Here is a 12,953-nt window from a genome sequence, read left to right as displayed (position 1 = left end):
CTAACATTAATTATATATACTGGTCGGTTAATTAATCAAGAATGAATAAAACTTTGTGTTATAATTATCTCAACAATACATGTCAGGAGCGAATGGATTTGGAACAAAAACAACGTCCTCTCGGAAGGCCTCGTCAAAATAAAAATACAAAATCTACAAAAGAAACCATTTTGGAAGTTGCAACTCGACTATTTCTTACTCAAAATTATCAAGTCGTTTCCATGGATGAAGTTGCAAAAGTTTGTGGTGTTACGAAAGCAACCGTCTACTATTACTATTCAACAAAAGCAGATTTATTTACCGCTACTATGATTCAAATGATGGTACGTATACGCGAAAATATGTCTCAAATCCTTTCTACAAATAAGACTTTAAAAGAAAGATTATTGGACTTCGCTAAAGTCTACTTACACGCAACGATGGATATTGATATGAAGAATTTTATGAAAGATGCAAAACTATCATTATCTGAAGAACAATTGAAACAATTAAAAAATGCTGAAGACAACATGTATGAAGTATTAGAAAAAGCACTTGATGATGCAATGCAAATTGGAGAAATCCCAAGAGGAAACGCTACATTTGCGGCTCATGCATTCGTATCTTTATTATCAATTGGGAATTTTAAAGATGAAAATCACAATCCTATTCTTACAAATATAGATGAATTAGCCCAAGAAATCGTTTCTTTTTATTGGAACGGGTTAGGCCGTTAATCTTAAATAGATTTCATTTAATAAAAGAGCATGTTTGAATTTTTTTCAAACATGCTCTTTTATTATTTATTTACTATTAATTAGATTATACTTCAGCACAGTTTAACAAAAAATTCCTCTTCAACTTTTACAAATTTTGAATTTGAATCTTTATATTCTCCTTACTTAATCCCCCATGATAACAAACTACCGATTCAATATCTAGATTTGAATACCTCTTCAAAGACTGCTGTGCTTCCTTAACATTTAAAGTTGTTGGGGCGTGAATTCCTTCTAACTTTCCATTCACACTATACATCGAGTCTCCTGCAATAAGGGTTTTACTTTGTTTCAAATATAAACTAATATGACCTGAAGTGTGTCCTGGGGTATGTAGAATTAGTATCCCACCGCAATACGGAATTTCTTGCCCATCTATCACAGTATCACTCACTTTTCCTTTTGGTGGATTCTTTACTTGTCCATCCTTCAGTAAAGGAAACTCCCCTTCAATATAAGGTTTATCTAGCTCGTGCGCATAAACCTTAATATCACTTACACCATTCTCCAATAAATCAGGAAGGCTACCTATATGATCTATATCCTGATGTGTCAAAATCACAACTTTTAGCTTATCAAAAGATACCCCAACTTTCTCCATCTCTATTTGTATATCTTCAAATTGTCCAGGGAAACCAGTATCTATTAACACTGCCATTTCATCATCCCATAAAAGAATTGGGTGAATAATAAATTCTTGAAACTCAAGTTGTAACATTTCTACCCCTTTAGCAATCTCCATATAGTCCGTCTCCTTTATGATGAAGTTTGAAAATATGCACAACTACACCGAAAATATAAAGCCACACTATCTTTTAATAGTTTTTGTCATCCCAATAGAGAATGCCTCAAACCCTATAGATTCATAATAAGATTGCAATTTTTCTACACACATAAGTTGGGGAATAACCTTGTTTTGTTCACAGTGCTGGATTAATCTTTCTACTATTTCTTTTCCAATACCAATGGACTGATACTCTGGCAATACACAAACACCACAAATAACGCCTGTTATTACGCCATCTGATATAATACGCCCCATCCCTACTAACTTCTTATCATCAAAAGCATAAATTGCATACCAACTTTGTTTACACATTTGTTCTAACTCGTTAACCGTTAATTGAAGAGAATTCCATCCTAAAGATTCATATACAGTTAATAATCCATTGAAATTTGTTGGGTGTTTAAATGTGTAATTTATACTATTATTCATGTAAATACTCCTTATTTTCTCGTTTGTTTTTATTTCATAAAATTATCTTTACTTTGAAATTAATTTATACAAACTTCCATAAGAATAATATTATTCCTTCTCAACTTAAAATAAAAAGAAGTTAACCTCTCCTCAGTTAACTCCTTTTATATAAATCCATCATTATATTATTAACCAAAAATCATACAGCTACAGACGATCAGGACAAACAAAACTAATAAACTGTTTGAGAAATAACCCATAGAATACTACCCCTTTATTTCATTATGTTAAAGATTTTACCATAAAATTATTTACAACATAATAACTGAAAAAGACATTGTATTCATTAGTTAAATATACTAGGTAATATTTAACTTTAATCATACCCTACTTTATAGGCACTTCTCCTACTACGATAGTTCACATAACTTCAAAATAATAAGTGCTATATAAAAGATCACAATTTATCTAAGGCTTGTTTACTTATTTTTCAACTATGCTAATTGTTAACCTACGATTTCCTCAAATAAATGTGACATCTTCACAAGAAGAGCATTCACTACTACTTCTCTAACCATTTACAACTCTCCCTGTAATTTATTTAAGCTCTATCCTCATTTATATTAATATCTTTCTTATTCGAAAAAAGATCTTTAAAAATTCCTACCCCTACAATTAATATAGCTATTCCAAGTAATTTATTTATTTGTAAGGGAACCCTTTCTATTCCAAATAATCCAAATGTATCAATGCAGAGAGCAACAACTAATTGAGTAATAAGGCTAATTAGCACCGTATAAGCTGGACCTAAACTCTTTATTGCACCCATTATACAAATTATTAACCCGATGCCAAACAATCCACTTACATAAAACAAATAATTTGTAGTATACATTTTAATGCTAATACTGTTTTCTGTAATGATATAAAATAGAATAGAACTTATGAAACCTATTCCAAGAACACATGCAGTTGTTAACCACTGCCCTACATTTTCATTCACTTTCGTATTAAAAACAGATTGTAAGCTAATTAATACTCCAGCTAATATAGCTAAACTAAATCCAATCATACTCCCTCTCCCCTTTTCATTGCTCATATATATTATTTTTAGCAACTTCCTTCATTCTAAAAAAATCTTTAATTACAATAACTCCATTTCTCTTTTCAATTAATTTTTCTTTATAAAATTTTTGTAACAACCAAATTACGTGCCGATAACTTACTCCTATAAAATCCGCAATACTTGATATCGAAGTTGCATCCAAATCTTTTTTATACATATTCCCGTTACTATCAGTAGAAATAGAAAGTAAATAACTAGCTACACGTACTTCTACTGGATAAAGTAAATTAAGTGCTGTAAAACGAGTCGATATTTTTAATGTGTTTGCAATGTTTTCAAGCAAGAAGTTCATAAATATAGGATCATGTAATAACTTATTTCTAATTACAGCATGAGAAATAGAGATGGCTATAACATCTGAACAAGCTTCAACGACATTATGCGCTTTGCTATTTTGTATGAATTCAATATCGCCAACAACCGCCAATGGATTGATAAAACGAAGGATCAGTTTCTTTCCCTCTGGTGTAATCGTATAAACTTTTACTTTACCTTTAACAACAAAATATAAACGAGCCATTGCGTCATCTATATTGCAAATAAGCTCGCCTTTTTCAAAATGATTTACTTGAAAATAAGCTGCATCTATCTCTGAAAAAATTTCAAGCATTTTATTAGTTTTCAAATAATGGATAATTAAATCTGATCTATTCTCCATTTTCATTTCCTCCTTTCATTTACATATTAAATACAACAATACCTATAATCATTACTATTGTTCCCACAATATGATATCTCTCCATCTGTATCTTTTTTATTTGAAATAATCCCTTCATTTCAATTAGAGTTGCTGTTAATAATTGAGCAACCATAAGTGTTCCAGCTGTTAATGTAACTCCCATTTCATGTATCGCTACTGTTTTTGCACAAATAATTAATCCGCCAAGTGCACCAGCTACTAAATATATTTTTTTCACATCCTTTAAATCCGCTATTTTCTCTTCTTTCTTTAACAAAAATATTGTTGTTGCAATAAGGAATCCAATGAAATGCGTAATAATACTCGTTGACCATATACCGATATGTGAACTAAGTTTCGCATTAAATGTACCTTGAAGTGTAATAAATACGCCAGCTAAAATAGCAAATACAACGCCCTTCAAAAAATCATCTCCTAATCTTCTATTTCTGACTTAATTAAAAGTTATAATCCTATAAAGGCAAAAGGACAAATGACACATCAGTATGAAAATAGCTACAAATGAACAATAAAAAACACAACTCAAAATATTTGAGATGTGTTTTTTATTGTTTTATCGTTATATAATATTTTAATATTTATAACTACGCTATATTAACAGTTTTATTCTTCATAACAAACTTTCCAAATAAGAAACGCACAAGTGGCCCCATAATAATTAATTGTAATGGATACGCCAAAATGAAATTTTTAATGAAAATTGAAAAATACATCGATACAAATGAGTCTCCTTGTAGTCCACCATGTAAATACATCATAGCCATTCCGTAAAAAGACATAAAGAAAACCATTCCAATTACCATAGCTGTCGCCATCGCAACTATCATATTTATTTTCTTCGATTTATCAAACGGTAACATGAATACAAGTTTTTTCGCACAAGGTCCAACGATACATATTTCAATTAATAATGCAATAATGAATCCAATTAGTAGTTCTAATGTGATCTCCTTAATATGAATTGGCCCTCCTGCTCCATTCAGTAATAAATTATAAAACGTCATTACAATAACCATCCCAAGGCACATCATCATACCAAATTGGAGGTTTTCCTTTCTTGTTGTTGGCAATTTCTATCATCCTTTCTGTTTAAGTCTTTGTCATTATATCGATTATGGAAACCTCTTCGTAAGTGAACATTTTGTGAACAAATTTAAAGCGTTATCATATATTCACTATACTTTCTGATCAAATTCTTACTAAGACTTATAAAGGTTTTATATATTTCAATGTTGAATTACTAAATTTAACATTGAATTACATTACTACTAGGAGGATAACCATGTATAAACAAGAGTTTTACACATATCACATCGTAACAAGGAAAAAAATGAGCATCGGACAAATCATTCATTTCGATAAAAATCAAACGAATACCCTATTTCATTTCTTTTTTGAAAAGGAACATTTCAATTCTAACGGTGAAGATTCTATACAAATTTTAAAAGAACATTATACAAATGAAGAATTACATATAAAAAATGAAAATGCTAAAGTAGTTATGAGTTATATCGATCAAACAATTAGAGCGGTTAGAGAAACGATTGTAGAAATGGTTAGACTACAAGAATTTCCTGAATACCCTTCAAGATTATCTTGTTTATATGCTGCAAAGAGCTATGATGATGCTTTAAAATGGAAAGCATTATTTGATTCTTACAATCGAGAAGTTTTGCAGATTGTTAAACTACGAGTAATTGGACATTGTTTTGAAGGTGACGGAAATCTTTTACCGAAAGAAGACGGTATTCCTTTCTCTCAAAAAATTGAGCAAGCTAGAGGATATTGGAAGGGAAATGTAAATAATGAACTTCCGGAGTTACTGATAAATGGAAAAATCGAAGTGGTGGAAATTATTGATGATTTTTCTGCAATTCATATTTAATTCCTAACTAAATCATATAGGATGGAGATTAACAAAGATGAAAAAAGTGTACTTCAATCATGATGGTGGTGTAGATGATTTAATTTCACTATTTTTATTACTACAGATGGATAATGTCGAGCTTACAGGTGTTTCAGTTATCCCTGCAGATTGCTATTTAGAACCAGCAATGTCTGCAAGTCGCAAAATTATTGATCGCTTCGGCAAAGAAAATATTGAAGTAGCTGCATCAAATTCCCGTGCGAAAAATCCATTTCCAAAAGACTGGCGGATGCATGCATTTTATGTAGATGCTTTACCAATTTTAAATGAGTTTGGAAAAGTTGTAACACCCGTAGCAGAAAAACCTGCACATCATCATTTAATTGAAACCCTACTACAAACTGAAGAGAAAACAACTTTATTATTTACAGGGCCTCTTACCGATTTAGCGCGTGCACTATATGAAGCACCTGTAATCGAGGGGAAAATTGAGCGCCTTGTTTGGATGGGAGGAACATTTCGTACTGCCGGCAATGTACATGAACCAGAACATGATGGAACTGCTGAGTGGAATTCGTTTTGGGATCCTGAAGCAGTAGCTCGTGTGTGGGAATCAAAAATTAAAATCGACTTAGTAACGCTAGAAAGTACAAACCAAGTTCCATTAACTATAGACATACGTGAAAGTTGGGCAAAAGAGCGTAAATATATTGGTGTTGATTTTCTTGGTCAATGCTATGCAATGGTTCCTCCCCTCGTTCATTTCTCAACTAACTCTACTTACTATTTGTGGGATGTATTAACTGCTGCCTTTATCGGGAAATCTGGCCTTGCAAAATTACAAACAATTAATAGTATTATTCATACATATGGACCTAGCCAGGGGCGTACGGTGGAAACTGTTGCTGGACGACCTGTAAATGTAGTATATGATGTAAACCACAATGGATTTTTTAACTATATAACTGAATTAGCGAAGAAAGCTTCCACTTGAACCACTATCTATATGAAAAATAAATAGAATGGCATTATTTCAGACGATAAACCCCATATTTAGAATTTGTTTGAAACTACATATTTAACTATTGAAAAGAGTATTGAATTAACTTTCAATACTCTTTTTATGCAGTTTAATTATATTTGATTAGTGTAGTGTCTTACTAATTATTCATTTCATAACCATTTACAAAAAACGTAATTGTTTCTAATTCATCTTCATTTAATTCTCTATTTACGTCTCGTTTATACGCTTCCTTTATGTTTTCTTCATCGCCTTTATGAATTTCTGTATAAGTTCCTACTGTTTTTAACAAATGCATTTCTTGTAAAAACTCATCCCGACTTATAGCTGTCCCATGAGAAAGAATATAAGTTTCAGCATCAAATGACTCCAATTCTTCGATTAATTTGAACGTTCGTTTCGTCGTATAGTTCCATTTTGAAGAAAAGATATCTGCATATATACAGTCTCCTAAAAATAATATCTTTTCTTCTTTCACGTAAATAACAACTGAATCATGTGCATGATCTCCACCGACATGTTTTAACACGCATGTCACTTCACCAAGGTCTAATTCAATTTGATCCTGGAATGTTAAGGCCGGAGGAATGATTTTAATATTTCTCGCTTTTTCTTCAAACTCTTTCTTGATGCAATCCGCACAAAATGCAATTTCAGTACCCTCTTTTACACGTGCGTCCAACGCTTCATCTGTCCATTCATAAGATACTAGTGGCTGCATTTCTTTCTTCGTTTCTGCATGCGCAATAGTTAATGCATCTTGTAATACAGGCAATCCAAAAATATGATCCCAGTGCCAATGCGTTAATGCTACGAAATCAGGACTTGATACATTCTGTTCTTTTAGCATTTCTAAAAATAATTGTGCATGTTCTTCTGAATTCCCTGCATCAATCATTAAAGTTTTTTCTTGTCCAACGACCATTCCTAATATAGGTCTATCTGTTTCAGAAACAGGTGTCATATACCAAAATGAGTTTCCTATTTTTTTTATTTGCTGCATAATTAGTTCCTCCATTTACTACTATTCTCTTCAATTATTATCTGTAAAACCTTCATCCAGCACATAGCATGAAATAATATATATCGCTTTCTTTAGAACATAGTAACTTCATCTATCTATTTAAATAAGCATCCCAATCATAGTCTTCAATTTTATAGAATCTACCTTCATCATTTCTTTCATATGCACATAAAGGTGGTTCCTCAAGAAAGTTTAAAATAGAATCATCTATATTCAAAATAACTCCAATTGAAATAATTTGAAAGTTTTTAGGATTATTGACATAGTCATCACTTTCATAGCCACTTAAAATTGACCAACCTGGATCGCCTTCTGCTGTTGGATTATCTACTAAGCATAAAGTTAAATTCTCTGTTTTCAAGTACATCATCACTAACAATTACCTTCGTATCAAAATAAAAATCCCAATCACTTGAAGCTGGATCATCATATTCCGTATCACATATATTTTCAATTCCAAATGAAATTTTATCACCTATTTTTAAATCTAAACGATACGGATCATTGTCCAGTTCCCCTACGAACTTCTTCTCATTTCTTTCAGTGATTACAACCCACATTCTTTCACCATGAAATCCATCTTCTTCCTCATTTTTAGATACAAAAATTAGCTTTACCAAATCTCCAACCTTTAATTTCTCCAACACTTCTGAACTAGGAAGATAGAATGTATAGGGCGCTTCTTTATTTAATTCATAAACATTATCTAAGTACCAAGTCATCTTTTTCTCTCCTTAAAAGCTTTTCACACTCATATTTTTAAAATAACACTATTTTTTCTTCCGGCAAACTACTACCATAGAATAGCAGTCTTCCCCTAACTCATTTCCTTCCCAATCATTATATATATGTAATAATTCAAAACCATTCACTACTAATAATCTTTCTAACTCTTGCGGATATGTATAGCGAAGATCGATCGTTGTTTTCAGTTCTTCTACTTTCACATCATCCTCATAAAACCTTCTTATTGTTATGTAATGCTGTATTTGCTGAATTGAATCGTATGTCATTTCAGTATATAGATCGCATTTTCTTTCCTTTTCATCAATAATAGTTGTCCAATATTCTTCTGTAGATGGTTGTATTAATTCTTCTTTTGAAGGAAAACGTGTATCGAATATAAATATACCATTATCAGCTAACACATGATGAATAAATGTTAATAACTTATTTTGATCTGTGTTCGTAAGTAAGTGTTGAAATCCATGACCAACCATAAATGCTAACAGAATTGTTTCTTCAATCTTTAATTGTAAACAGTCTTGTTGTAACCATTTTACTTTTTTACAATCCATAGATTTTCTCTTCGCTTCAGCAAGCATACCTTCATGTATATCTACACCAATCATTTGATATCCGTTTTCTATAAATGGAATTGTAACCCTTCCTGTTCCGCAGGCAATATCTAGAATCCATTCATTTTGTATATTTAGTTTTTGTGCCCATGATAGAAAGAACGGAAAATCTGACAGACTTTTATTTTCTATATCATATCGTTTTGGATTTTCGTATTCAGATAGACTCCATTTTGTTTGCAAACGTATTCCCCATTTCATATTTCCACTTAAGTTTAATATATAAATTATAACGAATTATTAGTTTTTTCTCTATAATCAAACACAATTACTTGGACTAATCTAACTTTCCTTTTCGTAAGCTAAAAATAAGTGGAAGAATCGGAGTGTGATACGATGGAACGATTATGGATTCCTATGATAGTTACATTTTTTTCATTCGGTGGATTACTATTAGGCGGTGCTGTCGGCATTGCTACGCGCCAACTAATTGAAGAAAAAATGCATCGTTTATATGCATTATGTGGCGGAATTTTGCTTGGCCTTTTATCCCTTGAAATTATTCCTGAAACATTTGCAAGCTATGAAATAATTGGGCCTATACTTGGTATAGCTATCGGTATTTTGGTTATGAACTTATTAGATAACTATTGTCATCATCCAATGATACATAAAAAAGATCAACAAGCGTGGCAAACTTTCCTTTTTCTTTCTTTTGCTATATTTATTCATAATTTGCCGAGTGGCTTTGCATTAGGTACAGCATTTATAAATCATAATGATTCTGCCACTCCTTTCTTACTTGCGATTATAATTCACCATATTCCTGAAGGCCTAGCATTAATCATCCCCTTCCTCTTTACAAAGCATAAATGCATTTCATTTTTATTTACGACTTTATTACTTTCACTTATTCTCGGAACTGGTACTGTCTTTGGTATTTTGATGGAAGGAAAGGCTCTACATTTACAAGGGCTCATTATGGGGAGCGCTATCGGTTCACTTGGCTATGTCACAATTCATGAAATGCTTTGGAAGGCTAAAAAACAGCTCTCCTTCCTTACATTTTTAACATGGGCAACTAGCGGGTTTTTACTAATAACAGTATTTACACTATTTACTGGTCATCATTAAAGATAATAATATAATCATTTGTATATTTTTCCTTTTTCTCCAAAACATAATAGTATCTACCTATTATAAGGAGGAAAAATTATGTTTGGGAAAACAGCCGGTGAAGCATTAGTTGACCTATTAATTGACTGGGGAGTAGAACACATTTACGGAATGCCTGGAGATTCTATCAATTCTATAATTGAAGCTTTAAGAAAAAAACAAGATAAAATCAAATTCATTCAAGTCCGCCATGAAGAAGCTGGTGCACTAGCAGCAGCTGCCTATGCTAAGTTAACAGGAAAACTCGGCGTTTGTATGGCAATCGCAGGGCCGGGCGCTATCCATTTATTAAATGGTTTATATGATGCTAAACTCGATAAAGCCCCTGTTCTAGCAATTTCAGGTCAAGTAGAAACAGATTTACTCGGGACGGATTTTTTCCAAGAAGTAAACTTAGAAAGATTATTCGATGATGTTGCGGTATATAACCAGCGCATTATGTCAGCAGAACAGTTGCCTGCTGTCGTGAATCAAGCGATTCGAATGGCTTATACGAAAAAAGGTGTATCTGTTCTTACGATTCCAGATGATGTTCCGAAATTCGAAGTAAAAAGTGGTGCTCGTGTTACAAATACTTCTTTTACATTACCTGAGTTATTTCCGCAAGAAGAAGATTTACATGCTGCAAAACTCGCAATAAGTAAAGCGAAAAAGCCTGTAATTTTAGCTGGAAAAGGTGCGAAACATGCGAGAGAATCTTTACTTACTTTCGCAGAACACATCGGTGCTCCAATCGTACTTACATTACCAGCTAAAGGGATTATCCCTGATGAACATCCACTTTGCATCGGCGGATTAGGATTAATTGGAACGAAACCTTCTTATGATGCAATGAAACATGCAGATACTTTAATTATGATTGGTACTTCTTATCCATTCACCGGTTTCTTACCCGAAAAAGCAAAAACAATTCATATCGATACTGATCCGGCCCAAATCGGTAAACGTTACGTAACAGATATCGGCTTAGCCGGTGATGCTGATAAAACATTAAAATGGTTAATTGAAAATGTAGAAAAACACGAGGACCATTCCTTCTTAGAGCATCATCAAGAAATGATGAAAAATTGGGAGGAAAAATTACACAATCAAGAAGACGATACATCTACTCCAATTAAGCCACAACGTGTTATGCATGCACTGCAACAAGTAGCTCAAGATGATGCAATATTATCAGTCGATGTCGGAAATGTAACAGTATGGACAGCAAGACACTTCCGTATGACAAATCAACAATTTATCATTTCTAGTTGGCTCGCAACACTTGGCTGCGGTTTACCTGGTGCACTTGCTGGAAAAATTGCTTACCCGAATAAACAAGTATTTGCAGTTTGTGGTGACGGTGGTTTTGGAATGACAATGAACGACTTCGTAACAGCTGTTAAATATAAACTGCCGATCGTGGTCGTTGTTTTAAATAATAATAAGATCGCCATGATTAAATTCGAACAAGAAGTTATGGGGAATATCGAATTTGGCACAGACTTAACAAACCCTGATTTTGCAAAATACGCAGAGGCGTGCGGAGGTATTGGATACCGAGTTGAGAATTTAGATGAACTACTTCCTGCTTTCGAAAATGCGGTAAAACAAAATAGACCTTGTATTATTGATATAGTTGTAGATGCAAACGAAGCACCAATGCCAGCAAAAATCACCTTTGGTCAAGCCGCTGGTTATACGAAGCATATGATAAAAGAATTATTTGAAGAAGGTAAGATTGATTTACCACCACTATAAACAAAAAAGAGAGCTGAAAACACTTTGTCTTCAGCTATCTTTTTTATTTTTGTATCTCTCTATAAAAGGAAAAATCATTCACATTAGTTTGTACTCGCTTCTCTTCCTTTACCTCTTTATCCTTGCTCCTTGGTGTTCTTACATTTCCTAGTTTAATCGCATCTTGCATACTATTACTAACTAGATTTCCCGCTAAAATTGTCATACTATAAAAAGCAATTGGTATAAGTACAATCCATGTATGTGTAGTTAAATGGCGGAAGTTTTGACCAATTAGGCCAGTCCATTCTTTTGTTACACTATCTGGATCCATTCCACTGAAGGTTATTGTTCCACCAAAAAATAATTGCAACAAACCAAGGTGTAAAAGTAGTAATAAAGTACTTACAAATTGTTGCGCTACTAATAAAAGAAATGGCGGTAACATATGCGGCCATATATGGCGCTTCAACCTCTGCCACTTACTTCCGCCGAGCACAGTAGCTGCCAACATAAATTCTTCTTTCTTAATACGCTTTACTTCTTGCGCTACATACAACATAACCGTTGGTACAGCAAGACATACAAGAACTATAATTTGAAATGCCACACGCAAATACAACGGCACAACTTCTGCTCCACTATCAAACGTTAAAACTTCATTTAACATAAAATAAGAAATCATAACCATCGGTACAATACTAAAAGGATCAAAAAAGGATGAAATAACTGGAAAAGAACGTTTACCATACATACCAAGAAGTAAACCAACTCCCCCTCCAACTATAACTCGTAAAATCGCTATAATTATACTCGCTCCAACTGTCCATTTTGCACCTTCTATTATTAATTGAACAAGGTCACGACCTTTCACATCACTTCCAAACCAAAATTTACTTGATGGCGAAAATGGTGCTGCCTCTAGTTCCCCTTTTTCGTTATACATCATCGTAAGTTCACGAATATTCCCATCAAAAAACACCGTATATCCAATACTAACAATCATTAGTACACTCAAAAAAGTAATACCTATCCAAAATCTCACATCTCTTTTTACAACTTGCCACAT

The 12,953-nt window shown here is 32.9% G+C and carries 14 protein-coding genes and 1 pseudogene; 5 read left to right on the top strand and 10 right to left on the bottom strand.

Annotated features, from left to right (window positions below):
- Positions 1 to 92: 92 nt before the first annotated feature.
- Positions 93 to 716: a TetR/AcrR family transcriptional regulator gene (locus MKX31_RS09885; protein WP_081257100.1), complete on the top strand. Its 624-nt coding sequence runs from the start codon at positions 93 to 95 to the stop codon at positions 714 to 716.
- A gap of 127 nt (positions 717 to 843) precedes the next feature.
- Here MKX31_RS09885 and MKX31_RS09880 read toward each other — a convergent pair whose 3' ends face one another.
- The 6 genes from MKX31_RS09880 to MKX31_RS09855 form a co-directional block, all read right to left on the bottom strand.
- Complete coding sequence (locus tag MKX31_RS09880; protein WP_340980716.1) at positions 844 to 1,497, bottom strand: MBL fold metallo-hydrolase; 654 nt, start codon at positions 1,495 to 1,497, stop codon at positions 844 to 846.
- A 66-nt stretch (positions 1,498 to 1,563) separates the two neighbouring features.
- A complete protein-coding gene (locus MKX31_RS09875) occupies positions 1,564 to 1,971 on the bottom strand; it encodes a GNAT family N-acetyltransferase (protein ID WP_064474106.1) in 408 nt (135 codons plus the stop codon).
- Between the two features lie 583 nt (positions 1,972 to 2,554).
- Entirely contained in the window at positions 2,555 to 3,025 is a 471-nt protein-coding gene (locus MKX31_RS09870) for a DMT family transporter (protein WP_340980714.1), read from the bottom strand.
- Between the two features lie 16 nt (positions 3,026 to 3,041).
- On the bottom strand, positions 3,042 to 3,737 hold the full coding sequence (locus MKX31_RS09865) for a Crp/Fnr family transcriptional regulator (RefSeq protein WP_340980712.1): 696 nt from the start codon (positions 3,735 to 3,737) through the stop codon (positions 3,042 to 3,044).
- Between the two features lie 19 nt (positions 3,738 to 3,756).
- Positions 3,757 to 4,182: a DMT family transporter gene (locus MKX31_RS09860; RefSeq protein ID WP_098102815.1), complete on the bottom strand. Its 426-nt coding sequence runs from the start codon at positions 4,180 to 4,182 to the stop codon at positions 3,757 to 3,759.
- A 181-nt stretch (positions 4,183 to 4,363) separates the two neighbouring features.
- Positions 4,364 to 4,849, bottom strand: a complete 486-nt coding sequence (locus tag MKX31_RS09855; protein ID WP_098102816.1) for a DUF2798 domain-containing protein — start codon at positions 4,847 to 4,849, stop codon at positions 4,364 to 4,366.
- Positions 4,850 to 5,061: 212 nt separating this feature from the next.
- Between MKX31_RS09855 and MKX31_RS09850 the strand changes: the two genes are divergently transcribed.
- Both MKX31_RS09850 and MKX31_RS09845 read left to right on the top strand, forming a co-directional pair.
- Positions 5,062 to 5,664: a DUF2441 domain-containing protein gene (locus MKX31_RS09850; protein WP_098102817.1), complete on the top strand. Its 603-nt coding sequence runs from the start codon at positions 5,062 to 5,064 to the stop codon at positions 5,662 to 5,664.
- A 37-nt stretch (positions 5,665 to 5,701) separates the two neighbouring features.
- Positions 5,702 to 6,640: a nucleoside hydrolase gene (locus MKX31_RS09845; RefSeq protein ID WP_098102818.1), complete on the top strand. Its 939-nt coding sequence runs from the start codon at positions 5,702 to 5,704 to the stop codon at positions 6,638 to 6,640.
- A gap of 166 nt (positions 6,641 to 6,806) precedes the next feature.
- On the opposite strand, the gene MKX31_RS09840 is transcribed toward MKX31_RS09845, so the two are convergent.
- From MKX31_RS09840 to MKX31_RS09830, 3 genes and pseudogenes are all read right to left on the bottom strand, one after another.
- Complete coding sequence (locus tag MKX31_RS09840; RefSeq protein WP_340980711.1) at positions 6,807 to 7,670, bottom strand: MBL fold metallo-hydrolase; 864 nt, start codon at positions 7,668 to 7,670, stop codon at positions 6,807 to 6,809.
- Between the two features lie 112 nt (positions 7,671 to 7,782).
- A pseudogene (locus tag MKX31_RS09835) lies at positions 7,783 to 8,413 on the bottom strand (immunity protein Imm33 domain-containing protein).
- 48 nt (positions 8,414 to 8,461) lie between these two features.
- Complete coding sequence (locus tag MKX31_RS09830; RefSeq protein ID WP_340980709.1) at positions 8,462 to 9,250, bottom strand: class I SAM-dependent methyltransferase; 789 nt, start codon at positions 9,248 to 9,250, stop codon at positions 8,462 to 8,464.
- Between the two features lie 135 nt (positions 9,251 to 9,385).
- Here MKX31_RS09830 and MKX31_RS09825 point away from each other — a divergent pair, with 135 nt between their 5' ends.
- Together MKX31_RS09825 and MKX31_RS09820 are read left to right on the top strand one after the other, a co-directional pair.
- The gene (locus MKX31_RS09825) at positions 9,386 to 10,123 is read left to right on the top strand and encodes a ZIP family metal transporter (protein ID WP_340980708.1); all 738 of its coding nucleotides are present in this window, start codon (positions 9,386 to 9,388) and stop codon (positions 10,121 to 10,123) included.
- Between the two features lie 81 nt (positions 10,124 to 10,204).
- A complete protein-coding gene (locus tag MKX31_RS09820) occupies positions 10,205 to 11,905 on the top strand; it encodes a pyruvate oxidase (RefSeq protein WP_340980707.1) in 1,701 nt (566 codons plus the stop codon).
- Positions 11,906 to 11,948: 43 nt separating this feature from the next.
- Here MKX31_RS09820 and MKX31_RS09815 read toward each other — a convergent pair whose 3' ends face one another.
- Positions 11,949 to 12,953, bottom strand: a complete 1,005-nt coding sequence (locus tag MKX31_RS09815) for an ABC transporter permease subunit (protein WP_340980706.1) — start codon at positions 12,951 to 12,953, stop codon at positions 11,949 to 11,951.

This window comes from Bacillus sp. FSL M8-0063 (assembly GCF_038005545.1).
Taxonomy (GTDB): Bacteria; Bacillota; Bacilli; order Bacillales; family Bacillaceae_G; genus Bacillus_A; species Bacillus_A wiedmannii.
Note: the sequence above shows the minus strand (reverse complement) of the source record. Positions and strands in the feature narration are given on the sequence as shown.